This window comes from Flavobacterium sp. CR10 (assembly GCF_055814415.1).
Genome location: NZ_CP185985.1, coordinates 3088376 through 3114099, shown reverse-complemented (window position 1 = coordinate 3114099; position 25724 = coordinate 3088376). Strand labels below are relative to the sequence as shown.

26 protein-coding genes are annotated in these 25724 nt (G+C 33.7%); 9 read left to right on the top strand and 17 right to left on the bottom strand.

The features are described from left to right. The first annotated feature begins 324 nt into the window (after window positions 1-324). Window positions 325-1170, top strand: coding sequence for an SDR family oxidoreductase (locus ACNRYB_RS13830; protein WP_473727589.1), 846 nt, complete (start codon window positions 325-327; stop codon window positions 1168-1170). 166 nt (window positions 1171-1336) lie between these two features. Beyond that, complete coding sequence (locus tag ACNRYB_RS13825) at window positions 1337-1597, top strand: SemiSWEET family sugar transporter (RefSeq protein ID WP_111369762.1); 261 nt, start codon at window positions 1337-1339, stop codon at window positions 1595-1597. A 68-nt stretch (window positions 1598-1665) separates the two neighbouring features. Here the strand turns inward: ACNRYB_RS13825 and ACNRYB_RS13820 are convergent, their stop codons facing one another. Further along, entirely contained in the window at window positions 1666-2502 is an 837-nt protein-coding gene (locus tag ACNRYB_RS13820; RefSeq protein WP_473727588.1) for a hypothetical protein, read from the bottom strand. A gap of 329 nt (window positions 2503-2831) precedes the next feature. Beyond that, a complete protein-coding gene (locus tag ACNRYB_RS13815) occupies window positions 2832-3173 on the bottom strand; it encodes a hypothetical protein (protein WP_129746864.1) in 342 nt (113 codons plus the stop codon). A gap of 199 nt (window positions 3174-3372) precedes the next feature. Between ACNRYB_RS13815 and ACNRYB_RS13810 the strand changes: the two genes are divergently transcribed. Beyond that, a complete protein-coding gene (locus ACNRYB_RS13810) occupies window positions 3373-6189 on the top strand; it encodes a PAS domain-containing sensor histidine kinase (protein ID WP_129746865.1) in 2817 nt (938 codons plus the stop codon). Here the strand turns inward: ACNRYB_RS13810 and ACNRYB_RS13805 are convergent. Next, the gene (locus ACNRYB_RS13805) at window positions 6179-6610 is read right to left on the bottom strand and encodes a response regulator (RefSeq protein ID WP_129746866.1); all 432 of its coding nucleotides are present in this window, start codon (window positions 6608-6610) and stop codon (window positions 6179-6181) included. The two genes, ACNRYB_RS13810 and ACNRYB_RS13805, sit on opposite strands and share 11 nt — an antisense overlap. 233 nt (window positions 6611-6843) lie before the next feature. Here ACNRYB_RS13805 and ACNRYB_RS13800 point away from each other — a divergent pair, with 233 nt between their 5' ends. Next, on the top strand, window positions 6844-7344 hold the full coding sequence (locus tag ACNRYB_RS13800) for a pyridoxamine 5'-phosphate oxidase family protein (protein ID WP_129746867.1): 501 nt from the start codon (window positions 6844-6846) through the stop codon (window positions 7342-7344). Window positions 7345-7609: 265 nt separating this feature from the next. Here ACNRYB_RS13800 and ACNRYB_RS13795 read toward each other — a convergent pair whose 3' ends face one another. The 3 genes from ACNRYB_RS13795 to ACNRYB_RS13785 all read right to left on the bottom strand — a co-directional run bounded on the left by ACNRYB_RS13795 (window position 7610) and on the right by ACNRYB_RS13785 (window position 9705). Further along, entirely contained in the window at window positions 7610-8323 is a 714-nt protein-coding gene (locus ACNRYB_RS13795) for a DUF72 domain-containing protein (RefSeq protein WP_473727587.1), read from the bottom strand. Then, window positions 8320-9051: a DNA-formamidopyrimidine glycosylase family protein gene (locus tag ACNRYB_RS13790; protein WP_473727586.1), complete on the bottom strand. Its 732-nt coding sequence runs from the start codon at window positions 9049-9051 to the stop codon at window positions 8320-8322. The genes ACNRYB_RS13795 and ACNRYB_RS13790 overlap by 4 nt, the downstream gene beginning before the upstream one ends. A 69-nt stretch (window positions 9052-9120) precedes the next feature. Further along, window positions 9121-9705: a YciE/YciF ferroxidase family protein gene (locus ACNRYB_RS13785; RefSeq protein WP_473727585.1), complete on the bottom strand. Its 585-nt coding sequence runs from the start codon at window positions 9703-9705 to the stop codon at window positions 9121-9123. 189 nt (window positions 9706-9894) lie between these two features. Between ACNRYB_RS13785 and ACNRYB_RS13780 the strand changes: the two genes are divergently transcribed. Next, a complete protein-coding gene (locus tag ACNRYB_RS13780) occupies window positions 9895-10428 on the top strand; it encodes a hypothetical protein (RefSeq protein WP_473727584.1) in 534 nt (177 codons plus the stop codon). Between the two features lie 205 nt (window positions 10429-10633). Here the strand turns inward: ACNRYB_RS13780 and ACNRYB_RS13775 are convergent, their stop codons facing one another. The 4 genes from ACNRYB_RS13775 to ACNRYB_RS13760 form a co-directional block, all read right to left on the bottom strand. Beyond that, window positions 10634-10798 carry a DUF1328 domain-containing protein gene (locus tag ACNRYB_RS13775; protein WP_008463190.1) on the bottom strand — a complete coding sequence of 55 codons (165 nt, stop codon included), beginning with the start codon at window positions 10796-10798 and terminating at the stop codon, window positions 10634-10636. Between the two features lie 77 nt (window positions 10799-10875). Continuing rightward, window positions 10876-11970: a DNA topoisomerase IB gene (locus ACNRYB_RS13770; RefSeq protein ID WP_473727583.1), complete on the bottom strand. Its 1095-nt coding sequence runs from the start codon at window positions 11968-11970 to the stop codon at window positions 10876-10878. A 40-nt stretch (window positions 11971-12010) separates the two neighbouring features. Beyond that, on the bottom strand, window positions 12011-12250 hold the full coding sequence (locus tag ACNRYB_RS13765) for a DUF7218 family protein (RefSeq protein WP_008463188.1): 240 nt from the start codon (window positions 12248-12250) through the stop codon (window positions 12011-12013). A gap of 234 nt (window positions 12251-12484) precedes the next feature. After that, window positions 12485-13351: an XAC2610-related protein gene (locus ACNRYB_RS13760; RefSeq protein ID WP_473727582.1), complete on the bottom strand. Its 867-nt coding sequence runs from the start codon at window positions 13349-13351 to the stop codon at window positions 12485-12487. A 148-nt stretch (window positions 13352-13499) separates the two neighbouring features. On the opposite strand from ACNRYB_RS13760, the gene ACNRYB_RS13755 reads away from it, so the two are divergent. After that, entirely contained in the window at window positions 13500-14087 is a 588-nt protein-coding gene (locus tag ACNRYB_RS13755; protein WP_473727581.1) for a DUF4142 domain-containing protein, read from the top strand. 208 nt (window positions 14088-14295) lie between these two features. Here the strand turns inward: ACNRYB_RS13755 and ACNRYB_RS13750 are convergent, their stop codons facing one another. From ACNRYB_RS13750 to galA, 5 genes are all read right to left on the bottom strand, one after another. Beyond that, window positions 14296-15279 (bottom strand): aldo/keto reductase, encoded by a 984-nt coding sequence (locus tag ACNRYB_RS13750; protein WP_473727580.1) that lies wholly within the window; start codon window positions 15277-15279, stop codon window positions 14296-14298. A 146-nt stretch (window positions 15280-15425) separates the two neighbouring features. Continuing rightward, complete coding sequence (locus ACNRYB_RS13745; protein WP_473727579.1) at window positions 15426-16478, bottom strand: NAD(P)-dependent alcohol dehydrogenase; 1053 nt, start codon at window positions 16476-16478, stop codon at window positions 15426-15428. A gap of 222 nt (window positions 16479-16700) precedes the next feature. After that, the gene (locus tag ACNRYB_RS13740; RefSeq protein ID WP_066034969.1) at window positions 16701-17099 is read right to left on the bottom strand and encodes a cupin domain-containing protein; all 399 of its coding nucleotides are present in this window, start codon (window positions 17097-17099) and stop codon (window positions 16701-16703) included. Between the two features lie 311 nt (window positions 17100-17410). Further along, window positions 17411-18280, bottom strand: a complete 870-nt coding sequence (locus ACNRYB_RS13735; protein ID WP_473727578.1) for a helix-turn-helix domain-containing protein — start codon at window positions 18278-18280, stop codon at window positions 17411-17413. A 96-nt stretch (window positions 18281-18376) separates the two neighbouring features. Continuing rightward, window positions 18377-21196, bottom strand: a complete 2820-nt coding sequence (galA, locus tag ACNRYB_RS13730; protein WP_473727577.1) for a beta-galactosidase GalA — start codon at window positions 21194-21196, stop codon at window positions 18377-18379. 214 nt (window positions 21197-21410) lie between these two features. Here galA and ACNRYB_RS13725 point away from each other — a divergent pair, with 214 nt between their 5' ends. Continuing rightward, window positions 21411-21791 (top strand): hypothetical protein, encoded by a 381-nt coding sequence (locus tag ACNRYB_RS13725; protein ID WP_473727576.1) that lies wholly within the window; start codon window positions 21411-21413, stop codon window positions 21789-21791. A 243-nt stretch (window positions 21792-22034) separates the two neighbouring features. Here ACNRYB_RS13725 and ACNRYB_RS13720 read toward each other — a convergent pair whose 3' ends face one another. Then, window positions 22035-22529: a TlpA family protein disulfide reductase gene (locus tag ACNRYB_RS13720; RefSeq protein WP_129746880.1), complete on the bottom strand. Its 495-nt coding sequence runs from the start codon at window positions 22527-22529 to the stop codon at window positions 22035-22037. Window positions 22530-22849: 320 nt separating this feature from the next. Here ACNRYB_RS13720 and ACNRYB_RS13715 point away from each other — a divergent pair, with 320 nt between their 5' ends. Together ACNRYB_RS13715 and ACNRYB_RS13710 are read left to right on the top strand one after the other, a co-directional pair. Beyond that, entirely contained in the window at window positions 22850-23152 is a 303-nt protein-coding gene (locus tag ACNRYB_RS13715; RefSeq protein ID WP_091496855.1) for an ArsR/SmtB family transcription factor, read from the top strand. A gap of 7 nt (window positions 23153-23159) precedes the next feature. Further along, window positions 23160-24266, top strand: coding sequence for an NADH:flavin oxidoreductase (locus ACNRYB_RS13710; RefSeq protein ID WP_473727575.1), 1107 nt, complete (start codon window positions 23160-23162; stop codon window positions 24264-24266). Between the two features lie 238 nt (window positions 24267-24504). On the opposite strand, the gene ACNRYB_RS13705 is transcribed toward ACNRYB_RS13710, so the two are convergent. Continuing rightward, window positions 24505-25644: an acyltransferase family protein gene (locus tag ACNRYB_RS13705; protein WP_473727574.1), complete on the bottom strand. Its 1140-nt coding sequence runs from the start codon at window positions 25642-25644 to the stop codon at window positions 24505-24507. Window positions 25645-25724: the final 80 nt, after the last annotated feature.

Sequence of the window (25724 nt, the reverse complement as noted above, 5' to 3'; positions counted from 1 at the left end):
TTTTTTAAACAAATTGTAAAATCATTTCTTAAAAAATGATGTGGAAATTCTCAAATGTATAAAAAAAATAACGGGCAGGTTTTTTATTTAAATTGAAAATAGTTACAAAATTCCCATCTTTTACAATCCTTTTAAATCTACTACGTGATTGCTAACCTATTAGAAATTCATTATTATTTTAACATTTTACAAGAACAGGTGTATTTTCATACATGATTTACCATTTTGCTTTGATTGAGCTAAACAAAATTTCTTTTAAGACAAAGCTATTTTTAGTTATCAAGTAATTTTAAATAACATACAAAGCCTAAAAAGATTGAGATCATGAAAAAGAAACAAACATTTCCCGAACAGAAACAGAATCTTCCCGGAAACGAACATATGATGAATCCGGAACCTGAGATTATTAGAGAAAATTATGTTGGCAGCGGTAAATTGCTAGGCAAAACAGCTTTTATTACAGGAGGCGACAGCGGAATCGGCCGAAGTGTTGCCATACATTTTGCACGCGAAGGCGCCAATATTGCAATTGTTTATTTGAAAGAAGATAAAGATGCACTCGAAACAAAAGTCTTGGTCGAAAAGGAAGGTCAGCAATGTCTCTTGATAAGCGGCGATCTTAGAGATGAAAAGTTTTGTAAAAGTGCTATTAAAAAATGTCACACCACTTTTAAAAGTCTCAATATCATTGTAAACAATGCAGCGACTCAGTTTCCGCAAAACGAGTTAGAAAAAATAACTGTTAATCAGCTTCATAAAACCTTTGAAACCAATATTTATCCTTTTTTTTATATTACCAAAGCGGCACTTTCATTTCTAGAAGAAGGCGACACAATTATCAATACCACTTCTGTAACAGCTTTTCGCGGAAGCGAACACTTAGCAGATTATGCCAGTACAAAAGGCGCGATTGTAAGTTTTACGCGTTCTCTTTCGACTATGCTGGCCAAAAAGAAAATTCGTGTAAATGGCGTTGCGCCTGGACCTATTTGGACACCTCTGATTGTAGCTAGTTTTGACAAATTATCTGATTTCGGAAAAGACAATCCGATGGAAAGAGCTGGACAGCCGTCAGAAGTAGCGCCTGCTTATGTGTTTTTGGCTTCTCAAGACAGCAGTTATATTACAGGGCAGTTTATTCATATTAATGGCGGGGAATTGGTAGGTTGATTTTTTAAAGGTTCAAAGTGGCTAAGTCGCAAAGGTTCAAAGTTTTTTTCACTTTGAGTATATTTTCCATCTGGTTTGTCATTCAAACCAAAGATAAATTACACATGAAACTTTGTGCCTTTGCGCCTTTGTACCTGTGGAACTAAAAAAATGAAAAAATGAAAAAATGAATTACATAGACATCATAGGACTTTTTGCTGGAGCGTGTGTTACGATATCCACAATTCCGCAAATTCTGAAGGTTTGGAAAACCAAAAAAGTAAAGCAGATTTCGCTTAAAATGTTTGGTACGCTTACTTTCGGAATTGCGATTTGGGTGGTTTATGGCATTCTAAAAAACGATCTTCCTATAATTATCACCAACAGCATATCTCTGATTTTAAATCTTATAATGGTTTATTTTATTCTTTATTTTGAAAAAGAGTAAGTTATAAAAAGAAAAAAACAGCTCGATCAAAGCTGTTTTTTTGAAAGTGAAGGTTATAATAATGCTTACTAGCTAGCTAATTTTTGATTGTATGGTTCTAATTCTAATAATTTTCCTTTTAGTGTTCGTGCTTGCAAATTCCTTTTAAGATATAGAGCTGGTGCTATAATGTGCCCGAAACCTATATCTGATAGTTTCTTAATTTCACTCAACTGTTTAACAGCAAAGTTTAAAATTGGCACAAATGGCGTCAGATAATTATAACTATGCTGCGCTATCTCTAGTTCCAATATTTCTCGCAAAATGCTTTTCATTAACACATAACGAAGTGCTCCTTGGTTTGGAAGTATTTTAAGTTTCTGAAATTTCTCTTCGATTTTGTGATTTTTATCTCCTATGTAAATGTAATTTCCAGAATTGCTTGTAAATATTTTTTTTACTTTCGAAACAAAGTCAATTTCTTGATTTTCGATTGTTGTTGGCATCCCGATTATTGAAAATTGAATCTGCTGATGACTTTGAAAATACAATACACTATTAATCGTAGAAGAATTACTCAAAATACCTGATTGCTGTTTTTTAAGACAATTAGTCGCGCCATTGGCACCAAAGCTATGCAAAACATTTCCATTCTCGCAATACGCAAAAAATACAGGTGAAAACGGATTAGATTCAATACTTAAACTAACCTCTTGATTGAAAGTTAAATCAAAACTTAGATATGACATCTCTTTTTCAAAACGAACGCCAGAAATACTCCCTTTTGCCCATTTTGATTTAATTGTCAATTTGTATTCATTGACATTCACTTTATTGACGTTCACTTTTAAGTTTCCGCCAAAACTTTCTTTTAAATTATTAAAAACAGCATCAAAGCTTCCAGTATTTATGTAAAGTTTTTTCATTATATGGTTGTTTTGGTTTAATGAATCAGTTAGTAATTATTTACGTACAAAAACTAACTTTGGTTTTTACTTCATTTCTATAATCCAAATTTCGTTCATATTGTCGGTCAAATCTTTATAGAATTTTGTAGAGATATTTCATAATTTTTATTTAAAGTTGCTGAGATACTAAGTTGCTGAGTTTCTAAGATTTCAAAAAACAGTGAGAAAAAAACTTAGCATCTCAGCAACTTAGTATCTTAGCACCTAAAAAAAAAAGCAGCTGCCTCAAATAAATTTGAAACAACTGCTCATCAGCAAAATAAAAATACCAATCTATTTTTATCCTTTTATGTTAGTTCGTTTATGTCTGCATTTTTAGAATAATTGGCTTTCGGAATATCTTTAAAAAATTCGGCTTCTTCTAAATCGGCCATTGGACCATATCCTAACAAATGCGTTCCCTTTCTTTTATCTTTTGTTTCTATAACATACAAAATCGACATATCATCAGGATCGCTCATTCCTTCATATCGATGGTGTGCTACAATAAATATATCTTCAGGTTTATAAGATTCTTTAGTTTCTGCGTCTATTAAACGATCATTTTCGAATAGATAGCTGGCAGTATAACCTTCATCCTGATATCTCTTTATATTGTCGGTTTCATGTTTTGAATCTTCTCGTTTCATATCTTTTAACTTTATCTGTTTATCAAATTTCCGTATAGAAACAAGATAAAATTAACTCAATTGATTTTAATGTTGCCTCATTCAAAAATCGCCTTCAAATGAATATTTATTTTTTCTTAATTTTAGCTAAGGCTAATTTGAATCACTAGAAAATATTGAAAAATTAGCTGATTTTGAGACCAATAAATACAACCTTTAAATGAATAAAAACTATTCTTTTCTGGCTAATGGAGGAGAAATGGGACAACTAACCCGTGCTAAAGATTGGAGCAAAACGGCTGTTGGACCAATAGAATTATGGCCACAGAGTCTGCGCACTACTTTAGGAATTCTTTTAAACTCCAAATTCCCCATGTTTCTGTTTTGGGGACCGGACCATATATGCTTTTATAATGATGCTTATCGCCCAAGCTTGGGAAACGATGGCAAACATCCTTATATTCTTGGTGAAAAGGGTGCTGAATACTGGCCTGAAATCTGGGATTTTATAAAACCTTTGATAGATCAGGTGTTGGATAAAGGAGAAGCAACATGGCATGAAGACCAGTTGCTGCCAATTTACAGAAATGGCAAAATGGAAGATGTTTACTGGACTTTTAGCTATAGTCCCGTAAATGATGAAAACGGAAATACAAATGGTGTTTTGGTAATTTGCAATGAAACTACCGATCAAGTGCTTACGCGCAAAAATCTAGAAGAAAGCGAAAGACGCTTTAGAAATACAGTCAAACAGCTGCCTCTTGGAATCTGCATTCTAAAAGGACCAGATTTTATTACCGAATTGGCCAACACAACTTGTCTTAATATTGTAGATAAAAAAGAAAGCGACATTTTAAATAAAACTATTTTTGATTCGCTTCCTGAAATCAAAGAAGCCATTTATCCTTTATTAAAAAATGTATTTGAAACTGGTGTTCCTTATTTTCAGGACGAATTTGCCTTGACTCTAAATCGTTACAACCAGCAAGAATTAGCCTATTTTAATCTCGTCCTATATCCTTTAAAAGAAGAAAATGATAGAATCACAGGAGTTATAGTCGTTGCCTATGAAGTAACAGCAGAAGTAAAAGGAAGACATTTGCTTACCGAAAACGAGATTGCTTTTCGCAGTATTGTAATGGAATCTCCTATTGCAATGGCCATTTTTAGAGGAAAAGATTATGTAATCGAAATGGCCAATAATGCCATGATGCGTGATATTTGGCAAAAAGAGGAAAAAGATTTTATAGGCAAGCCTTTGTTGGAAGTTTTTCCAGAATTGCGCAATCAGAAATATCCTGAATTATTGCATGAAGTTTTGGTGAATGGAAAAAAAATTCGTGAAAACGAAGCCATCGCTTATGTTAATATTAAGGGAAAGCTTAAAAAATTCTACCTTGATTATCAATATACAACATTATACGAAAAAAACGGAAAAGCTTCAGGAATTATGTGCACCGTTTATGATGTAACCTCCAAAGTGAAAGCTAGAAAAAAAGTAGAAACTACAGAAGAAAGAGCACGTTTAGCAGCTGAAATTGGACAAATTGCTACTTGGGATTTAAATCTTCAAACCAAAAAATTAATTTATAGCGATAACATTCTAGATATCTTCGGATTTGAAAAAGGCACTAAAATAGTACATGAAGATGTTCGAAGCCGTATTCTTCCTAAAGATGAACATATTGTCAAAGAAGCTTTTGCAAAAGCGCTAAAGGAAGGCATTTACAAATATGAAGCCCGCATTTTAAAAGTCGACAATTCGATAGGATGGATTAAAATGCATGGCAAAATCTTTTTTGATGAAAATAATAATCCGTCAAAGATGATTGGAACTGTAATGGATTTTACCGTAGAAAAAAATATGCAGCATGTGCTAATTAAAAGCGAGAAAAAATTTAGACTTCTTGCCGATTCTATGCCTCAACTCATTTGGACCAGTGACACTTTGGGCAATCTAAATTATTTTAATGAAACCTTTTATAATTATTCTGGACTATCAAAAGAAGAAATTGAAAAAAATGGCTGGCTTCAGATTGTTCATCCTGACGACCGCGAAGAAAATGTGAAGCTATGGATGGAATCTATCAAAACGGGACATGATTTTCTTTTTATTCATCGTTTTCAGCGCTATGATGGCGAATATAGATGGCAGCTCAGTCGTGCAATTGCTCAATTGGACGAATCTGGAAAAGTGCAAATGTGGGTGGGTACTAGTACTGACATAGAAGAACAAAAAAACTTTACCAATCAGCTGGAACAACAGATTATGGAACGCACAACACAACTGGAACTCAAAAATAGAGATCTTGTCAACATGAATATAGAACTGCAGTCATTTGCTTATATATCAAGTCATGATCTTCAGGAACCTTTGCGTAAAATTCAGACTTTTGCAAGCCGACTAGCCGATTTGGATGAACAGAATATTTCTGCGAATGCCAAAACCTATTTGGCAAGAATAGAGTTTTCGGCAAAAAAAATGCAAAATCTCATACAGGATCTTCTCACCTATTCTCGCACCAATTCTGCCGATCGTGTTTTTACTAAGGTTAAAATTGATGAAATTGCAGAAGAAGTTATAAGCGATTTTTCGGATCGAATTGAAGAAAAAAATGCCATTGTAGAATACCATGATTTGGGAGAAGCTACTCTTATACAATTTCAATTTAGACAGCTGCTTCATAATTTGATAGAAAATGCCTTAAAGTTTTCACATCCTGGCATTCCTCCAAAAGTAAAAATATCTGTTACAAAAGTGGATGGAAAATTGCTTCCAAATGCTGAATTTAAAGCGTACCATCATCTCCAAGTTTCAGACAACGGAATTGGGTTTGAACTTATTTATAAAGAAAAAATATTTGAAGTTTTCCAGCGTCTAAATACTGAAAGCGAATACAAAGGAACAGGAATTGGTCTTGCCATTGTGAAAAAAATCGTAGAAAACCACAAAGGATTTATCACCGTTTCGAGCGAAAAAGGAAAAGGTTCTGTTTTTAATATCTATATTCCCGATTTATCTGAAATCAATATTTAAACACAAAATTGGATTGGTTGGGAATAAATTTTTTCCAGTCAATCTGCATGGCGTGTTCTATAGCTTTTATGATATCACTCATTAAAACTGGTTTGGTAATAAAACAGTTGGCTCCAAGATTAAGACATCTTTCAATATTGCCCGGTTCACTTGATGTTGAATAAATTACAACAGGGATATCTTTTTTATCATCAGATTTTCGAAGTTCTTCTAAAACATCAAACCCGTTTTTTCCTGGCATATTCAAATCCAAGAAAACAACAGAAGGAACAACAGAAGGATCAGAAATTGCGTTCAAGAAATTTTGCCCTCCAGAGTAGGTTTGTAACTTAATATTATGAGGAATAGATTCTACGGCATCTGCAAAAATACATAAATCATCTTCGTCGTCATCAGTATAGAATATAGTAAAATCTGTCATGGTATTTTAGGCTTAGAAATTTTAATCTTTCAAATATAATGCAATTTTATGTAACAAATCAGCTTTAGAGTTAATTTCTTACAAAAAACTGAATTGAAATCTCATAATTTATAAGCTTAATTATATAATCCAAAAAAGTCCAAAAAGCGCCAACTTTACTTTTAGAATTTTATCAGACAATATCTATTTGTTTGTCAAATAATTAAATATAAAAACTTTAAAAATATAATGTTATGGGCGATCATAAAGACCTTACAGATGAATTTGCAGTAGACAAAATAAAAGATCTTGCTGCGCATATTAAAACTTGCATGTTTTGTACATATAACGAATACAGATTGCAGTCTCGACCAATGTCTGTTCAGAAAATTGACGATTTGGGAAACCTTTGGTTTTTATCGGATCGAAACAGCGGTCAGAATGCAGAAATAACCTTAAATCCAATGGTTGAGATTTTCTTTGCAGAACCGCATGATAAGTTTCTAACGCTTCATGGAACTGCCAGCATTTCGTACGACAGAGAAACTATAGAGAAATTATGGGATCCGGTAGTAAAAATATGGATGCCAGGCGGAATAGATGACCCAAATTTAAGTGTCATTAAGGTAGTTCCAGAAGATGGATATTATTGGAATAATAAAAACGGAAAAATGGTTGCCATTGCAAAAATGACAGCTGCTTTTATTACAGGAAAAACGATGGATGACGGAATTGAAGGAAGTTTGAAATTGTAGTTTTTTTTAACTGCAAAGAGCATTTATTCTTATGTTCTTTGCGGTTATTTTTTTTAGAAATATGTACAATTTTGTTTCTCGCAGATTTTACAGATCATGCAGATTTACCATGAGAAAAGCATTCTGCAGATTAAAAAAATCTGTTTAGATCTGCAAAATCTGCGAGAAACAAAAATTAACCACAAGCAAAAAGCTTTGCGATCTCTTTTTAATCTGCATTAAACGCTCAAAATAAAAAATCTTAGCGTTCTCCGCGCTAAAAAAATCAAACAGTCATCCTTTTTAATTCTAAAGCATTCAGAATCCCTGCTTCGCTTGCAGTATTATTGAAATAAACAAATCCTTTTTTGGAATGAATCTGCTGGTTTACATGTTTTAATTCTTCGGTAGAATAACTAGAATGAAATAATTTTGGAACTCCATGAAAGCGCATATAAAGTATTGGAAAATCTTTAAAAATAGTTTGGGGAAGATTGGGATAACTTACACTGCAAAAAGTAATATTATTTTCTTTAAAAGCATTCCAAACCTCATCATTCCACCAGCTCTTATGACGAAATTCTACCACATTTTTAAAATCATGATCGAGAATTCCAATTATAGCATCTAGTTTCTCTCTGCTGAAAGCATAACTTGGCGGAAATTGAAACAAAATAGCGGCGAGTTTGTCTTTCATTCCTTCTTTACAAATTTTATAAAACTCATTCAAACGGCTTTCGCAATCTATTAGCTTTTTAATATGCGTAATCTCCTTTGGCACTTTTACCGAAAACAAAAAAGATTCTGGCGTTTTGTTGTACCAATTTTGAAAAATACGAACAGTTGGAAATTTATAAAAACTGCCGTTAAACTCATACGTGTCAAAATGATGGCAATAAAATTCAAACCACTTCTTGGAAGGAAGATTTTGAGGATAAAAAACAGTCTTCCAAAAACTGTTGTAAAAGCTAGAGCAGCCTATTGTTACTTGGTTCTTCATATATATAATTGTTGGCAGTTAGTGCAGAAAAAACTTCTGCGTTTTCGTTGTCCCGTCTGTTTTTTCTGAAACGGAAGATTACATCTCAAACACACACTTTTGGTATACGCTTCCCAATGTTTTTTGAGCTCAAATTTCTTTTTCCAATATAAAAATTCGAAGCTGTAAGTCGAGCATTCAGCAATAAGCTGGCTAATGGTATGAGGCGGAATTTTTTCTACAATTGATTCTGGATGAACATAGCAACGATACAAAACTTCATTTTTGATAATATTACCAACTCCAGAGAAAATATCTTGATCTAAAATAACATCACAAATCATTTTTTCGGGCATTTTTTCAATACTCATCTGCGCTTTCTTCGGATTCCAATCTTCATTCATCACATCAACACTCCAATCATAATGAGAATTGATATCGCCTTCTAGGATTTTAACCGAGCAGGTGTAGAAATTTATTTCGCCATTCTCAAAAACTAAGCTCAATCTGGGTTTTGAAGCTTTGCGTTCATTTACTCGATACGTTCCAAACATCAGCATGTGAATTTTTACTGTAAATGAATTAAAACAGATTAAAAAATGCTTTCCCCAAGTTTTAAAAGCAAGAATAGTTTTGTCTTGTAGCCGAGCAATATCAATATGTGAGTTTCCAGATACAGAAATTATTTTCTGTCCTGCAAATTGCTGTACTTCTTCTTTTAAGATTACTATAGATGGACCTTCGGGCATATATTCAATTTTTTATTTAACTAAAAAGTGCAGCTTAAGAACTGCACTTTTATTTTATTTATCGCCGCCTTATTCAATTTCGGCGGCTTCGAGATTCACTGCATTTACAGCAACTTCTGTAAGTGTTTTATCAGCACCTTTTTCTTCATCAAGTGTTTGCTCTAGCAAAGTGGCTGCTTCAGCAATACCTAGAGTTTCTGCAAATTGTCTTAAAGTACCGTAAGTAGCAATTTCGTAATGTTCTATTTTTTGGCTTGCAGCAATAATTCCAGCATCACGCACTACTCCAAACTCGGTTTCTTCCAGCATTCCCTTAGCTTCCTCGATTAAACCTTCCATAGCATCGCATTTTTTTGCACTTGCCTTTTTACCAATAATTTTAAATACTTCTTCTAAACGGACAATCTGTTCTTCTGTTTCTGTTAAATGATTGTCAATCGCATCTTTCAATTCTACAGAAGAAGCATTCTTTACCATTACTGGCAATGCTTTTGTCAAAGCTTTTTCTGCCCAGTAAATATCTTTTAGTCCTTCTTCAAATAATTCAGTTAATCCTGAAGCTGCACTCGATTTTGGTTTAGTAACTCCTCTTGGCGTGGTCTCTTTTTTAGTTTCTTTTGCAGTAGTTGCATTTTTACTATCTGTCGTTTTCATGGTAATAATTTTTATGATTAATATGATGATAAAATTACTGCGTGTACTGCCAGAGGGGTTATATGATTTCAACTTTAAATTCTATTCTAAACATCTGTTAATTATACAATTACACTTAGAAATCTTATAAGTAATTCCTTAAATCTTCACGCTAGCTTTGTAATTATTAATCATAAAAAACAAGATATCATGAATACTATCAATAAAAAAAACAGCTATAACACAGATTTAAAAAATCATTTTTCTGATGATCGAAATTTAGGAGAAGACTTAAAAGATGATGGAAGACAAACAGATAATGATAATAGAGAAATTGCCGAAAGAGGCTATATGGTTCGAAATGGCTATAATCCGAATAGGCCAAATCCTGATCAGGAAGATTTTGTAAGCGATGACGATTTAGATGATCTTAATGATGATTTTCATAACGACAGAGACTTAGAAAACAACAACGATGAAATATATGAAGTCGAACTGGAAGATGATAATTATATTGAAGAAAATGACGAATTTGACAATCCCTCAGATCTAAAAGAAGACGAATTTGACTTTAATGAAACCGAAGATGTCCTGGAAGACATTGACGATGAAGATGAAGATGAGGATGACGACGATTTCATAGAAGAAGATATTGACAACAATGATACGGACTACATTGAAGACGATGTGCAAGAAGACAATGATGACGAAAGTTATCCAGAAAATGATCCACGTCGATTTTAATATTTTCTTATCAGTAAAAAATAAAAACCGTCTCGTTAAATAACGAGACGGTTTTTTTGAGTCTAAAATTTAACTACTTAATCTCCAATAATTTTCAGTACTGGATTATCGTCTTTCGTGGTTTTATAATTATTACAGAAACCACAAAACGACACATTATAAAAGTCAATGTGCCGTTTTAAATTTGTTTTTATTTACTGATATTTTATACCCTTGTAGATCTTCCGCTGATTAATGAAATAACGAATAGAACTAAAAATATAAAGAATAAAATTTTAGCTATACTAGCAGCTCCGGCAGCAATTCCACCGAAACCAAATATTCCCGCCACTATGGCTAGAATAATAAAAGTGACTGTCCAACGTAACATAATAATAGTTTTTTAGTTAATAATGATTTTGTTTGTATTGCAAACTTTTTAAGCTTTTGGAGAGATGCAGTAACTCTTTAGGAACAAGGCGTTTCTAAATTGATTTCGTAATTCTGAATCAATTCAGAAAATGCTATTTCTGATTTTGTAAAATATTTTCGAGTGCTTCGGCTTTTCTTTGCCAAATCAAAATATTGCTGAATAGAACCGTCTTCGTAAGTAGAAATTAAAAGCGGATGAACATAATAATCTTTGCAGACTTTTCTAGTATTTCCAAGCGCTTCGGCCGTGAGATCAAAAGCTGTGATAATATTCTGTTTGATCTCTTTCTCGTCTGAAGTAACTCCCATTTCCATTAAACTTTCAAAGAAAATGATAGAAGCAGCCCAAGTTCTGAAATCTTTTGCACTAAAATATTCTCCCGAAATATTGTGCAGATATTCATTTACAGCATGACTATCTAAAACCTTTCTTTCGCCGTTTTTATCGTAATATTTAAAAACCTCATAACCTGGAATTTCTTCGCATCGGCTTACTAATTTTACCAATTGTTTGTTCCGGGTTGTAATGGTATGCTGTTTTCCTTTCTTACCAATAAATTCAAACCGAAGCGAATTTCTATTGATATTGATGTGGCGTTTTCTTAAAGTCGAAAGTCCATACGATTTGTTATCTTTTGCGTATTTTTCATTTCCGATTCGAATATGCGTTTCTTCCATCAGTCTGATTACCAAAGCGGTCACTTTTTCCTTAGACCATTCTTTCTTCTCCAAATCAAGATCGACTTGTTTCCTTATGGCTGGAAGTTTGGCGCCAAATTCTGCAATTTTATAAAACTTGGTTTGGTTTCGAATCAAATTCCATCTCGGATGATAACGATATTGCTTTCTATTTTTAAGATCGGTTCCTACCGCTTGCAGATGTCCGTTCGTAACATCAGTAATGCGAACATTTTCCCATGCTGGCGGAAGCACCAAACTATTAATGCGCTTAATTTCATGTTTACTTTTTACATTCTTTCCGTTTTTTTTATAAACGAAATTTTCTCCTTCGCGGCAGCGAACAATAGTCAACTGATGATCATTAATATATTCTAAGTCTAGTTTTTCAATTACTAGATGTGGCGTTTTTATCAATTGATCCATTAAAAGTTCTTTTCTCACTGCATTCATGATATTATAATTTTTATCACATAATAGTTTTGAATTAATTTTAATTATTTCTTAAAGACTCGATTAAGTCTTTTTTGTTCATATAAGATCTTCCCTTTATGCCTACTTTACTGGCTTGTTTTAGAAGTTCTTCTTTGGTCCATTCATCATAAGGCTTTGCTTTTCCGCCTTTCTTTCCTGCGTTTGGCGTATTAGCGATACGAGCCGATTTTTCTTTACTGTATCCTTTTTTCACCAATGCTTCATACTGCTCTTCATTCTTAATTCTTGGATCTGGCATGACTTTAATTTTTACGGTTAACATTTTGACATTCTTTATGTCGAAATCTGTTATACCAAAATTCATCATTAAGCCAGTATTTTCTGTTATAGAATTTTTGCTGGAAATTTCATTTTTGTAGGATGGGAATTGTGAAAGTGGAAATATAAATTTGTGTTTTCTGTAAAATGTGAAATGTTAAATGCAAAAAAAAAACCAACTCTTTTAGAGTTGGGATTTTGTTATTTTGCTTAATTAATCACATTTAATCTTTTTGTAATCCTGTGTTTTATCATCATATTCCAAACAGGTCTTTTTAATCAAAACCATTTTATTATTGACCACTTTATATTCAGTTCTTTCTACGCTTCTTCCAGCGCAACACTGATTATGCTCGTAAATTCTTTTTGTTTTGTTGTCAAATTCTAAAGAAGTTCCGCTAAAACCGCTTTCAAAATATTTTCCTGTTTTTGGATTATACAGAAAATATATTCTTGAAGTATTTGGACCTGCATAACTAGATTCGAAAACAGAAAACTCTTCAAATCCATCAAAATTGTAATCTCCAACACTCACATTAAATAATCCCAAATTTGGAGATCCTATGTCAATTTTCTGAATTAATTTATCGGTCTTTTTTTCAATAATTTTTATTCCAGAAACCGTAGATGCCCCTTTTTCTTTCAAAATAACCAATTTAAAATATTTGTCTTTTAAAGAAACGGGTTGTAGAATTTCTCTTTCTGTCCATTCTTCTCCATTATTATAATTAAGGTCAAACTCTTTTATCAGACTGATTTTAAGTTCTTTTCCTGAATTTAAATCTTTCCAAATTCCATTTAATTGATCACTTTCAGAACTATAATTTTCAAAACTCAATTTCGCGGTTTCTTTATCATTTTTATCTTTTTCTGTAAATACTAAAGTTTTGCCATTTAATTTAGCATTTAAGACAATTGGAGTGTCATAATTGGAATAAGCATAAATTGCCGTTCCTTGTCCATCAGAATAGATATCGGTTACAAACTCGATTGGGTATTTATCAATAAAACCTTTATAACTATTTTGAGCTGATACAAAAGCTGTTGCTAAAAGAAATAGGATTGTAATTTTTTGTTTCATTATCGAATATTTGCTCAGTAATAATGTACAAACATACATTTCTAATTATAAAAAAGCATCCAAATCCTATAACAATCTTTAAAAATCCTGTAAGACATTCCTTTAACTACTTCATAATTTTACATTATAACATTAAACTATTAAAATCATGAAAAAGTTATTATTAGCCGGAAAAGCCATTTTAGGAGCAGGACTTATCATTATATTCCTTCAATCTTGTAAAAACGAAACCAAACAAGAAGATCCAAAAGAAGTTGCTGAAGATGCAAACGAAGCAAAATTCGATTCTATTGACAGTAAAGAAGATGACTCTGAATTTTTAGTAGATCAAGCCGAAATTAATTTAGCTGAAATTGAAATTGGTAAACTGGCTCAAACAAAAAGTACAAATCCTGAAGTGAAAAAATTTGGTAAAATGCTTGTTGATGAGCATACAAAATCGGCTTCTGAAGTGAGTGCTTTAGCAAAAGCGAAAAACTTTACTCTTCCAACTTCTTTAACTGAAGAAGGTCAAGAAGAATACAATAAATTAAACGAAAAATCGGGTGTTGATTTTGACAAAAAATTCGCCGATATGATGATTGATGGTCATGAAAAAGCAATCAAAAAACTTCAAGATGCAACAAAAGATGCCGTTGACGAAGATGTAAAAACTTGGGCTTCTAATAATATTGCAGGTTTAACAGCACATTTGGAACACGCTAAAATGCTGAAACAAAACCTAGATAAAAAATAAAATGAATTAAGATGCTAAGATTCTAAGGTTCTGAGATTCTAAGCTTATTGAGTCTAAGAACCTCAAATCTTTGCTAAAAACCCCTTCAAGAGTTGAATTGCTTGAGGGGGCTTCTTTTTTAGATGCTAAGATTCTAAATTATTAAGGTTCTGAGTTTTTTTCTCTGTACTAAAATCTTAGCAACTTAGAATCTTAGCATCTTAGAAACTCATCTACCCGTTATCTTCTGCAAATGTTCCGGGTATCTTGATCCTTCAATTGCTATTTTTGAAGCGGCTTCGTTGATTTCTGCTAAATCTTGTACCGAAAGTTTAAGATCTACTGCGCCTAGATTTTCTTCCAAACGATGCAGTTTTGTTGTTCCTGGAATTGGTGCAATCCACGGTTTTTGGGCTAAAATCCAAGCAAGAGCAATTTGAGCATTTGTTGCTCCTTTTTCTGCCGCAATTTTTGCCAATAAATCTACTAATGCTTGATTTACTTTTCTAGCTTCTGGTGTAAAGCGAGGCAATGAATTTCTAAAATCATTGCTGTCAAACTGTGTGTTTTCATCAATTTTAGCTGTTAGAAAACCTCTTCCCAACGGACTAAAAGGCACGAAACCAATTCCTAATTCTTCTAAAACAGGAAAAATTTCTTCTTCTGGAGTTCTCCACCAAAGAGAATATTCGCTTTGCAATGCCGTTACTGGCTGAACCGCATGCGCACGACGAATGCTTTCTGCTCCAGCTTCTGAAAGTCCAAAGTGTTTTACTTTTCCTTCCTGAATTAAATCTTTTATAGTTCCTGCAACGTCTTCCATAGGCACATTCGGATCTACCCGATGCTGATAATACAAATCGATTACATCTGTGTTTAATCTTTTTAACGAACCTTCAATACTTTTTCTAATCCATTCCGGACGGCTGTCTAATCCTTTTTTAGAATCGCCTTCCAGAAAACCAAATTTCGTTGCAATTACAATTTTATCACGAAAAGGCGCCAAAGCCTCTCCCAATAATTCTTCGTTCAAATGTGGTCCGTAACATTCTGCTGTATCAAAAAAAGTAATTCCTTTTTCGTAAGCCGAACGCAAGAGTCTTATCATTTCCTTTTTGTCATGAGCAGGCCCATAGCCAAAACTCATTCCCATGCAGCCAAGTCCCAACGCTGAGACTTCAAGACCGCTATTTCCTAGTTTACGTGTAAGCATTTTTAAAGTTTCTAAGGTTCTGAGATACTAAGATTCTAAGTTTTCTTTTCTTTGAGCTAAATCTCAACGTTCTGCTTTATTAATTTCTAAATTCGCTAAGATTCTAAGCACAAAAGAAAAACTTAGTATCTTAGAATCTTAGCATCTTATTTAAGCGACGCCATATCAATCACAAAACGATATTTAACGTCTCCTTTTAGTAATCTTTCGTAGGCGTCGTTTACATCATTTACACCGATTACTTCGACATCTGATGTGATATTATGTTCAGCACAGAAATCAAGCATTTCTTGAGTTTCGGCAATTCCTCCAATAAGAGATCCTGAGAAGCTTCTTCTACCTAAAATCAAGCTGAAAGAAGTTACAGGAAGCGGATCCATTGGTGCTCCAACCAGAGTTAATGTTCCGTCTACTTTTAGTAAATTTAAATATGCATCAATACTGTGTTCGGCCGAAACGCAGTCTAAAATAAAATTCAAACTTCTTGCATGCGCTGCCATTTGCGCTTCGTCTGTAGACAACACCACCTCATCTGCTCCAAGACGTTTTGCATCGTCTGTTTTAGATAAAGATGTTGTAAAAACCACTACATGAGCGCCCATAGCTTTAGCTATTTTAATTCCCATGTGACCAAGACCGCCGATACCTACAATTCCGACTTTTTGACCTGGACCGACTTTCCAATGCTTTAATGGCGAATAAGTTGTAATTCCAGCGCATAATAATGGAGCAACAGCAGCTAAATCTAACTTATCTGAAATATGCAAAACGAAGCTTTCGTCTACTGTAATGCTTTGAGAATAACCTCCATAAGTTTGTCCTCCTAAGTTTTTGTCTGGCGAATTAAAGGTCTGAGTACTTCCCTCATCGCAGAATTGCTCTAAATCATTTTTGCAATGTTCGCATTCTCTGCAAGAATCAACCAAACAACCCACTCCAGCTAAATCGCCAACTTTGAACCCTTTTACATGATCTCCAACTTTAGTCACACGCCCCACAATCTCATGTCCCGGAACAATCGGATAAATGGTTCCATGCCATTCATTTCTAGCGGTATGCAAATCTGAGTGGCAGATTCCGCAATATAAAATTTCAATTTCTACATCATGCGCTTGTACAGCTCTTCTTTTAATATCTAAGGTTTTTAGTGGTGCTTCGGCAGCTTCTGTACCAAAGGCTTTAATGTTTTTTGTTTCCATAATTATATTGTTTTTTTTTGTTTTTGTTTCATCCCGATAGCTATCGGGACAGGTTTAAAACCGTTCTAAAATTGCAATAGAAATCCGGCTGACTTATACTGATTTGCAAACAGTTATATAAATTTCGATTATTTTTATCTAATCAAAAAATATAATCTGTTATAAATCAGTAAGATCTGCGTAAAAAACTTAGAATCTCAGAATCTTAGAGCCTTAGCATCTTTAAAAAGAATAATACTCTTCGTCAGTAACACTATCCAGCCATACTCCCGAGCCTTTGTCTACTTCTGTCACAATGGTGATATGAGAATATTTGGTGTTTGGTGTTGCTCCGTACCAATGTTCTACTCCAGGCAAAACAGTAATTACTTTTCCTTTTTCGATAAGATTAATTTGTCCGCCTCTTTCTTGGTAATAGCCAACTCCATCTGTTACAATGATTAATTGCAAACTCGCATTACTGTGCCAATTGCTTCTCGCTCCGGGTTCAAAAGAAATATCTTTTATTACAGTATTTTCAGGGTGAATTTCGCTTGTTTGCTTTTTATATGACACTTCGCCTGTCATATAAGTGTTTGGAATTTTACCTTCTTCGATTACAGCAGTGAAATGTGTCGACATAATTTCGTTGTTTTTAGGTTAATAATTAATTTTTAAAATTCTTATAAGCTTATTTGAATGAAATAATCAGTACATCGAATCTCTTTTTAGAAGGAGATTTTGATTTTAATTTATACTTTAAAAATTTTATATTTTTCTATTATCAGAATTTAAAACTAAATGCAAAGCGGAGCATTGCTTTTGTGAAGTATTATTTAGTCATTTAAAAAACTGATACAAAGAGTTCGTTGTTTATTTCAGGGCAAATGTAGTGCAATACTGCAATCCCAAAATAACAATATTCAAACAAAAAATTAAGAAATTGAAACAATTTACATTCGAAGCGATTTTGGAACCGTTCCTGTAAGTCTTTTAAAATAATTATTGAAATAACTCGGATACTCAAATCCAAGCGAATAACCAATATCCGAAATGCTCCAATCTGTATGCTGTAATAAAGCTTTCGCTTCATTGATTACTCTTTCTGTAATGTGTGCCGTTGTCGGTTTTCCTGTAACTTCTTTCACTGAACGATTTAAGTGATTCACATGCACAGAAAGGCTTTGCGCATAATCTTGAGGCGTTTTTAAAGCTAAAGGCTGATCTTTGGTCTCTATTGGAAATTGTCTTTCTAATAATTCTAAAAACAGCGAAGTAATCCTTGACGAAGCATTTTTATGTTTAAAGAAGTTCTCTGAAGGTTGCATTTTCATCGATTCATGAATAATCAAATTGACATAACTGCGCATCAAATCATCTTTGAAAGCATAATCGGTTTCGTATTCTTGAATCATTTTTTGGAATAACGAATCGATAAACACTTTTTGTTCAGGAGTTAAAGTAAAAATTGGCGTTCCTCCTATTTTAAACAAAGGCGATTCCTGAAGGGTTTCTGATCGGTCTTTTGTTTTAAAAAATTCCTCAGTAAAAACACAAGCATAACCTTCAAATTTCTCAGAAACCGTTTCCCATGAATACGGAATAATCGGATTACCAAAAAACAAAATCGTTCCGTCGGTTTCTATTCCGCGATCGGCGTATTGTATAATACTTTTGCTAGTGTTTATGCAGATTTTATAAAAGTCTCTTCGGCTGTAAACGGGAACTTTACTGAAATCTCCATTTATAGGATACACTTTAAAGCCCTTCATTTTTAAATCTGAAGTAAAATCGCAATTCTGAGTTTCTGTCTGATTATTCATTTTGCAAAGTTATGAAAATCAAACAATATTTTTTGTTTCAGGTTTAAAGTTTCAGGTTTAACCGCAATCCCGATAGTTATCGGGATTGCGGTTAATTTAATTTTTAAAAATGGCAGCACGTAATCCTTTTGAGGAAGCAGACAAAACTACTTCTTTAGCATTTTCATCTTTCTGAATAATGATTTGCACATAACCATTAAAAAGCTTTCTTTTCCAAGATTCTGCTGGCGTGATAATTTGAATAATTCCTGGATCTGTATTCATTACATCCCAATCCCTTACTTTCTGTAAAGGTGTTGCCGCAATATGAATCGTGTTTTTACCTTCTTTTAAAATAGATGCATTCAAAGTATATTTTTGTGAATCTTCTTTACTTGGTTCTACTTTATTTCCATTTATAAAAACCACTGTTTCCGTTCCTATTTTTTTATAAAAGAAGCTCACTGTATTAGAAGCTGAATTGCTCTTTAAATTAAATTCACCTTTATAAATATAAGATGGCGCTTGTTTTTTGTAATCACGGTCTTTAAAAGCTTCTGTCCACTCATTTTCTGAATAATTGCGTAATTGCTGAGGCAGAGTCGCAATTGTTTCTTTTTGTTCCATAAAATTACTTATAGCAACCAAAGCAATATCATCAATAAATTGATCACTTTCTAGCGAAGTTGGATCTCCGTTACCGACTCCTAAAATTTTTCCTCCCTTTATAGAAAACATAATTTCGCTATTTGCGGTCGGAACGTGCAAGCCACTTTTATCTGTAGTTTCAACCGTTACAACCGAAACATTTCCTTTTAAAACATTTTCTTTATCTAATGACAATTTGATGTTTTCTGGTTTGCCCGTTGTTTTTTTAACATCTGAAAGTACTTTTTTACCGTTTTTATATCCAACAGCTTCTAGAGTTCCAGCAACATAATTCACTTTCCATTCTAAATGGCCGTTTTGTTCCATTTTCTTTTTTCCTAAACTCTTTTTGTTAAGGAAAAGCTCTACTTCATCACAATTAGAATACGCCCAAACATCAATTGCTGCACCTTCCATTCCAGTCCAATTCCAATGCGGTAATAGATGCAGAACAGGCTCTTTTCCCCACCATGATTTTAAATAAAAAACATTGTCTTTTGGGAAACCGCAGACATCCATCATTCCGAAATAAGAAGTTACAGATGGCCAGCCATAAGGCGTTGGTTCGCCACGATAATCGAAACCTGTCCAGATAAACATTCCGGCCAAATAAGATCTTTCGGCATAGAATTTCCAGCCTTCTTCTATACTATAAAAAGTTGGTCTCGGTTTTTTATCATAAGCGCTTTGATAATGCTTGGCATCATCTGTAAAATAAATGCCTCGCGTTGCAAAAGTCGAACCTTCCTCAGTTCCCATTCCAGGCTGATTTTTAAACTGATTTCTATGCGCGTCGATGTCTCCATTTCCGAGGTAATTGTAACCCATAATTTCAACTACAGAAGAAATTCCGCTTTTAAATCCGCTGCTGATTCCCACAGTTACAGGTCTTGTTGGGTCAATACTTTTGCCGAAATCCTGCATTGTATTGGTAATTCTTTCGCCTGTAATTCCGCCTTCAATCTGCCATTCTTCATTTCCAACCGACCAGCAAAAAATACTTGGATGATTGCGATCGCGTTCCATCATTCGCTGTAAATCATTTAAATGATAATCGTTAATTCCCATTAAACGCGTTTCATCAATAACCAGCATTCCAAGTTTATCGCAAGCATCCAATAATTCTGGTGTTGGCGGATGATGTGAACAACGATAGGCATTTGAACCCATTTCTTTCAGTTTTGCAATTCTATAATACTGAATCTCATCTGGAAGTGCTGTTCCAATTCCTGCGTGATCTTGATGGTTGTTTGTTCCCTTCAACTTTACATGTTTTCCGTTAAGAAAAAAACCATTTTCTGGATCAAATTTTATAGTTCTGATTCCGAAAGAAGTTCTGTATTGATCAATTACTTTTCCCTCGCTTTTGATTTCTGTAATTAACTGATACAAATTTGGATTTTCAATATCCCATAAAAGCGGATTTATGACGTTTAATTTTGATGTATAAGTATTTGTTTTGTAAAATTCAGGAGCCAAAACATTTTCAGAATTTGTTGCTACTTGCTTTCCTGAAGCATCTAAAATGGTTTGGTTTATCTCAACATTTCCTTTAAAATGACTTTTATTCTCCAATTTTACTTCTGCCGTAACTACAGCATTATTATTTTCAATTTCTGAAGTTACATAAGTTCCGTTTTGCGCCACATGAAGCGGATTCGTTTTCTGAAGATAAACATGCCTGTAAATCCCTGCTCCTTCATAAAACCAACCTTCTTCCATAGAAGCATCGACGCGAACTACGATTGTATTTTCGTCTCCATAATTAACGTAAGCCGTTACATCATACTCAAAACCATTATAACCGCTTTCTTGTGTTCCTAAATAAAATCCGTTAAAAAAGACTTTTGAATTTCTAAAAACGCCATCAAATTTTAAAGAAATGATTTTTCCTAAATCATCATTTGAAATCGTTATTTTCTTTCTGTACCAGCCAATGCTTTTCTCTGGGAAATTTTTCCCTGCTGCTTTAAATCCGTGGCTGAAACTTGCGCTTTCGCTAAAAGGCTGTTCGACTGCCCAATCGTGCGGAAGATCTAATTTTCTCCAAGCTCGATCATCAAATCCAGAAGCAGCTGGCCCATCGCCAAATCCAGTTTTAGTTAAATAAGAGAAATAGCCTTCTGCATGCCCGAAATCTTTCTTAGTATCATATAAATGTCCAAATGAAAACCGCCAATCTTTATCAATTAAAATAAGCTCTCGTCCTGATTTGTTTTGCGCAAAAACAGGAATCGAGAATAGAATAAAAAAACAAAGAATTGTTCTTAAAAGAAAAGTGGTTTTCATAGGTTTGGTTTGTTAGTAAATTCAAATAGCGATAAAAATAAGGCTTTTAGAAAAGAAACATTAATAGTATTTTGTCAAAATATGATAACTCATTCATAACAAATGCTTCTAGAATGGGCTTTCAAAATTTAGAATGAATCTAATGGCTTCAGATTCAAAAATGATTTTCTTTTGATGTAATTTTATATTTAAATCATAAAAAGCAATTACCACTATGAGTACTATTATTAACGAAAATAGACTCCAGACAACTTTTAAAAACCTTGATCATAAGATTAGCAAGCTTAATGATCAGAAGATTGTCGCTTTTTTTGAATCTTTAGGATTATTAGAACGAAAAGATGTTCCGAAAGACTTTTTGAATTGGGAAAATATACTAATTGTTGTTCCGAATCGACATGTCTCGCACGAACTGAAATATTATAAATACACGATTTCAAGAATTTCATTCTTAACTAATCCTTACGCAGATCAGATTCATATTTTTGATCTCAAAGATTGGAAAAGCGCTTCGCAAAACAAAACGCAGTTTCAGATTAGAGAAATGCTGAAAACGAATTTTGGAGGTGTAAAGAAAGTGATTAAGGAGTCTTAGAAAAAATTAAAATTTTAGAATTAAAAATTAAAAGTCTGGCTGTTTGCTGGACTTTTTTTTAACCGCAAAGAGCGCTAAGATTTGCGCAAGTTTCGCAAAGTTTTTTACTTGAAAAATAAAACTCTCGCAAAGTCGCAGAGTCGCAAAGTTTATTATTCTTAGCGACTCTGCGACTTTGCGAGATTCTTTAAAAATGTAGCGTGCTTAGCGTAAACCTTTGCGCTCTTTGCGGTTAAGGAAAATCTATTGTACCTCTAAAAGTTCTTTAATTTTAGCTTCTAAAGCTTGTCCGTGAATATTTTTAGCTAAAATGATTCCGTTTTTATCAATCAAAAAATTCAACGGAATAGATTGAAGCATATAATCTCCTATAACTGGAGACTGCCAGTATTTTAAGTCACTAACATTTGTCCAAGGCAATTTTGCTTTTGCAATTGCTCCTGTCCATAATGGCTTTTTAGTATCCATAGAAACTCCATAAATCGATAATTTGTCTGGATAAGCATTGTGCAATTTGATTAATAATGGCTGTTCCTTAATGCAAGGTCCGCACCAAGAAGCCCAAAAGTCCACTAAAACTAAAGTTCCTCGTAAAGAAGAAAGCGCTACTTTCTCTCCTTTTGTATCCGGAAGATCAATTTCTGGAGCAATATCTCCAACATCTACACCTACAACTTGAGCTTTAGAATTGGTAATTGCACAACATAAGAATGCTACGATAAGTAAAGTTTTTTTCATAATAGATTAAGTTTTGTTTGTTTTGGGATTTTTTTTAATCTCGTAATCAACACACGAGTTTGTCATTTCGACGAAGGAGAAATCTCAACGAGAAGCTCGACAAAGATTAGACATTCGTTGCGGAGTTACTTGCGGAGATTTCTCCTTCGTCGAAATGACATAAAATGAGTGTAAAAACTGCTCATCTCAACGAGATTATAAAAAAACAAATATAAATTTTCTTTATTAAATTCCTCCCCATTTCATCATCCCAATCATAAAATTATCCTAAATATTTTTCTTCAAATCCATATATCGGGAAAAGTCGATATATTTGCATCATGGAAACGATAGAAATTTTTAAAGCATTATCCAATAAATCCAGATTACAAATGCTGGAATGGTTAAAAGAACCTGAAATTAACTTTCCTGGCCAACTAGAGCATGCCGGATTTGAGCATGGAGTTTGCGTCGGGCAGATTCAAGCCAAAGCTGGTTTGACACAATCCACAGTATCCGAATACCTTTCTATTTTACAGCGCGCAGGTTTTATCGAAGCCAAACGTGTTGGACAATGGACTTATTATAAACGTAACGAAGGTGCCTTTGAAGCACTTAGTAAATTAATTCAATCTAATTTGTAAAATTACTATGAGTACAAACAACCTCTTTTCTGAATTTAACTTAAAGTCGTTAAATCTAAAAAACCGAATTGTAATGGCGCCAATGACGCGCTCTTTTTCTCCTAACGGAGTTCCAACTGATGAAGTCGCAGCTTACTACCAAAAAAGAGCTGAGGGCGAAGTTGGATTAATTTTGTCTGAAGGAACTGTTATTGACAGAAAATCTTCTTCTAATGATGCTAATGTTCCTCACTTTTATGGCGATTTAGCTTTAAATGGATGGAAAAAAGTGATTGATGTAGTTCATGCTGGAGGCGGAAAAATGGGACCGCAAATCTGGCACATGGGAATTATGGACAATCATCATTCTGGATGGGTTCCTCCTGTTCCATTTGAAGGTCCATCTGGATTAAATCGTCCTGATTTTAGAAATGGTGTTGCCATGACTGAAAAAGATATTGAAGAAACCATTCTAGCTTTTGGAAAAGCTGCTGCAGATGCCAAAAGATTAGGATTTGATACTGTTGAAATTCACGGCGCACATGGTTATTTAATTGATCAGTTCTTTAGAGCTGAAACAAACTTGCGTGAGGATATTTATGGCGGAAAAACTTTGCCAGAACGTAATCGTTTTGCTATTGAAGTGATTAAAGAAGTGAGAAGACAAGTTGGTGATGATTTTGCAGTAATCATGAGATTTTCTCAATTTAAGCCTTCTGATTACAATTATAAACTGGCTAAAAATCCGCAAGAATTAGAAGCTTGGCTTACTCCTCTTGTTGATGCTGGAGTTGATATTATCCACGCTTCGCAACGTCGTTTCTGGGAACCAGAATTTGAAGATTCTGATTTGAACTTTGCAGGATGGGCTAAAAAAGTTACTGGAGCGCCAACTATTACTGTGGGCTCTGTTGGTCTTTCTGGTGATTTCTTTGGTGCTTTTGCTGGAGAAAGTTCACAACCAACTTCTTTAGAAGAATTAAACAGACGTTTCGATAGAGGCGATTTTGATTTGGTTGCCGTTGGAAGACCTTTATTATCTGATCCAAATTGGGTTGCTAAAATCAAAGCTGGAAAAACTGATGAGTTGAAGGGTTTCAGTAAAGAAGCTTTGGGGCAATTGGTGTTAGAATAAATTTTAAAGATGCTAAGGTTCTGAGATGCTAAGATGCTAAGTTTTTTTCTTTTGTTGCTTCTTACTGAAAATCGAACTATACAAATAAGAAAGGGATGAAGTTTGAAACTTCATCCCTTTTTGAATATCTATAACTAACAAAATTTAGAAATTCATTTTTTTGAGGTCTAGAGTTGCAGAGGTACAAAGAGACAAAGTTTTTCACCTCTGTACCTTTGCCACTTTGAAACTTTGTCCCTTACAAAGAACCTTTTTTTCTCTGAAATTTTTTCACAAGCCAGTTTCTTACTGGTTCATCGTATAATTTTAAGCATACAAAAGCCAATATTATACTTACAATCAATACTCCTATTCCTTCTAAATAGCCATTTTCCATGGTTACTTTATTATCTACAATCCATGCTGTAAACCAATAAATTAATGGATAGTGTGTAATGTAAATTGGATAAGAGATGTCTCCTAATAGTTTACAGATTTTTAATGAAAATTCGTTTTTAATCTCTCCTCCTGCTCCAATTGCAACAATGATTGGGAAAATAAAAATAATACAGATTGATTCGTATAAACCGTTTATCCAAAGGCTATTTTCATCTCCAAATCTTGGCAATGCCAAAACAATTGTTATTAGGATGCTACAAACCCAGAAAGCATTTTTTACATGGATTAATTTTCCTAAACGGCACAATAATACTCCAGCAAAAAACGGATACAATAAACGGGTAAAACCAATATTCATTTGTCTCCAATTTAATGACCAGCCGCCGATTACATCTCCTTTTGGTCCAAAGACTGTATAATTAATTAACAGTCCGGCAAATATCAATACAAAAACTGATAGCACTTTATTCGAAAATTTACGGAAGATTAAGGCGTACAAGATGTTTGCAATATATTCGAAAAAAAGTGACCATGCCGGACCATTTAAAGGATGCATTTCTCCCCAACCTCTAATTTCCATTGAAGGCGGAATTGGCAATAACGTAAAACCTATTACCATTGTCAGAATCACTTTCCAAACTTCCATTCCTGCAATCATAGGGAATAATGTATCTGAAGCTTGAAAATAGTAAAATATAGCACCAATGATCATTCCTAAAATTACCATTGGCTGTAAACGGATTAAACGGCGTTTGTAAAACTCCCATTGCCCCATTTTCCCCCAGCGGTCATCGTACGCATAAGCCACTACAAATCCAGATAAAAGAAAAAAGAAATCAACGGCCAGATATCCGTGATTTATAATTTGAACAAATCTATTGCCACCAGCAAAAGCTTCAAAAATATGAAAAGCAACTACTAAAATAGCGGCAACACCACGTAATCCGTCCAGAATTTCGTAGTGCTTTTTGGGTTTAATATCAACTGAAATTGAACTCATTTATGTTTGGTTTAAGGTTAAGTTAGGTTTTTAATTGCAGATTTTAGATTTTCTACACTCTTAAAATTTGAAAATTAAGT

Excerpts from the sequence above, each read along its gene's own strand:
- ACNRYB_RS13775 (WP_008463190.1), bottom strand. The coding sequence starts at position 10,798 with ATGTTACGTTGGACAGTCACTTTTATTATTCTAGCCATAGTGGCGGGA.
- ACNRYB_RS13705 (WP_473727574.1), bottom strand. The coding sequence starts at position 25,644 with ATGAGTTCAATTTCAGTTGATATTAAACCCAAAAAGCACTACGAAATT.
- ACNRYB_RS13710 (WP_473727575.1), top strand. The coding sequence starts at position 23,160 with ATGAGTACAAACAACCTCTTTTCTGAATTTAACTTAAAGTCGTTAAAT.
- ACNRYB_RS13785 (WP_473727585.1), bottom strand. The coding sequence starts at position 9,705 with ATGAAAACGACAGATAGTAAAAATGCAACTACTGCAAAAGAAACTAAA.
- ACNRYB_RS13750 (WP_473727580.1), bottom strand. The coding sequence starts at position 15,279 with ATGCTTACACGTAAACTAGGAAATAGCGGTCTTGAAGTCTCAGCGTTG.
- ACNRYB_RS13790 (WP_473727586.1), bottom strand. The coding sequence starts at position 9,051 with ATGCCCGAAGGTCCATCTATAGTAATCTTAAAAGAAGAAGTACAGCAA.
- ACNRYB_RS13715 (WP_091496855.1), top strand. The coding sequence starts at position 22,850 with ATGGAAACGATAGAAATTTTTAAAGCATTATCCAATAAATCCAGATTA.
- ACNRYB_RS13805 (WP_129746866.1), bottom strand. The coding sequence starts at position 6,610 with ATGACAGATTTTACTATATTCTATACTGATGACGACGAAGATGATTTA.
- ACNRYB_RS13810 (WP_129746865.1), top strand. The coding sequence starts at position 3,373 with ATGAATAAAAACTATTCTTTTCTGGCTAATGGAGGAGAAATGGGACAA.
- ACNRYB_RS13765 (WP_008463188.1), bottom strand. The coding sequence starts at position 12,250 with ATGCCAGATCCAAGAATTAAGAATGAAGAGCAGTATGAAGCATTGGTG.
- ACNRYB_RS13800 (WP_129746867.1), top strand. The coding sequence starts at position 6,844 with ATGGGCGATCATAAAGACCTTACAGATGAATTTGCAGTAGACAAAATA.
- ACNRYB_RS13830 (WP_473727589.1), top strand. The coding sequence starts at position 325 with ATGAAAAAGAAACAAACATTTCCCGAACAGAAACAGAATCTTCCCGGA.
- ACNRYB_RS13795 (WP_473727587.1), bottom strand. The coding sequence starts at position 8,323 with ATGAAGAACCAAGTAACAATAGGCTGCTCTAGCTTTTACAACAGTTTT.
- ACNRYB_RS13735 (WP_473727578.1), bottom strand. The coding sequence starts at position 18,280 with ATGAATAATCAGACAGAAACTCAGAATTGCGATTTTACTTCAGATTTA.
- ACNRYB_RS13720 (WP_129746880.1), bottom strand. The coding sequence starts at position 22,529 with ATGAAAAAAACTTTACTTATCGTAGCATTCTTATGTTGTGCAATTACC.
- ACNRYB_RS13745 (WP_473727579.1), bottom strand. The coding sequence starts at position 16,478 with ATGGAAACAAAAAACATTAAAGCCTTTGGTACAGAAGCTGCCGAAGCA.
- ACNRYB_RS13770 (WP_473727583.1), bottom strand. The coding sequence starts at position 11,970 with ATGAATGCAGTGAGAAAAGAACTTTTAATGGATCAATTGATAAAAACG.
- galA (WP_473727577.1), bottom strand. The coding sequence starts at position 21,196 with ATGAAAACCACTTTTCTTTTAAGAACAATTCTTTGTTTTTTTATTCTA.
- ACNRYB_RS13760 (WP_473727582.1), bottom strand. The coding sequence starts at position 13,351 with ATGAAACAAAAAATTACAATCCTATTTCTTTTAGCAACAGCTTTTGTA.
- ACNRYB_RS13815 (WP_129746864.1), bottom strand. The coding sequence starts at position 3,173 with ATGAAACGAGAAGATTCAAAACATGAAACCGACAATATAAAGAGATAT.
- ACNRYB_RS13825 (WP_111369762.1), top strand. The coding sequence starts at position 1,337 with ATGAATTACATAGACATCATAGGACTTTTTGCTGGAGCGTGTGTTACG.
- ACNRYB_RS13820 (WP_473727588.1), bottom strand. The coding sequence starts at position 2,502 with ATGAAAAAACTTTACATAAATACTGGAAGCTTTGATGCTGTTTTTAAT.
- ACNRYB_RS13740 (WP_066034969.1), bottom strand. The coding sequence starts at position 17,099 with ATGTCGACACATTTCACTGCTGTAATCGAAGAAGGTAAAATTCCAAAC.
- ACNRYB_RS13725 (WP_473727576.1), top strand. The coding sequence starts at position 21,411 with ATGAGTACTATTATTAACGAAAATAGACTCCAGACAACTTTTAAAAAC.
- ACNRYB_RS13780 (WP_473727584.1), top strand. The coding sequence starts at position 9,895 with ATGAATACTATCAATAAAAAAAACAGCTATAACACAGATTTAAAAAAT.
- ACNRYB_RS13755 (WP_473727581.1), top strand. The coding sequence starts at position 13,500 with ATGAAAAAGTTATTATTAGCCGGAAAAGCCATTTTAGGAGCAGGACTT.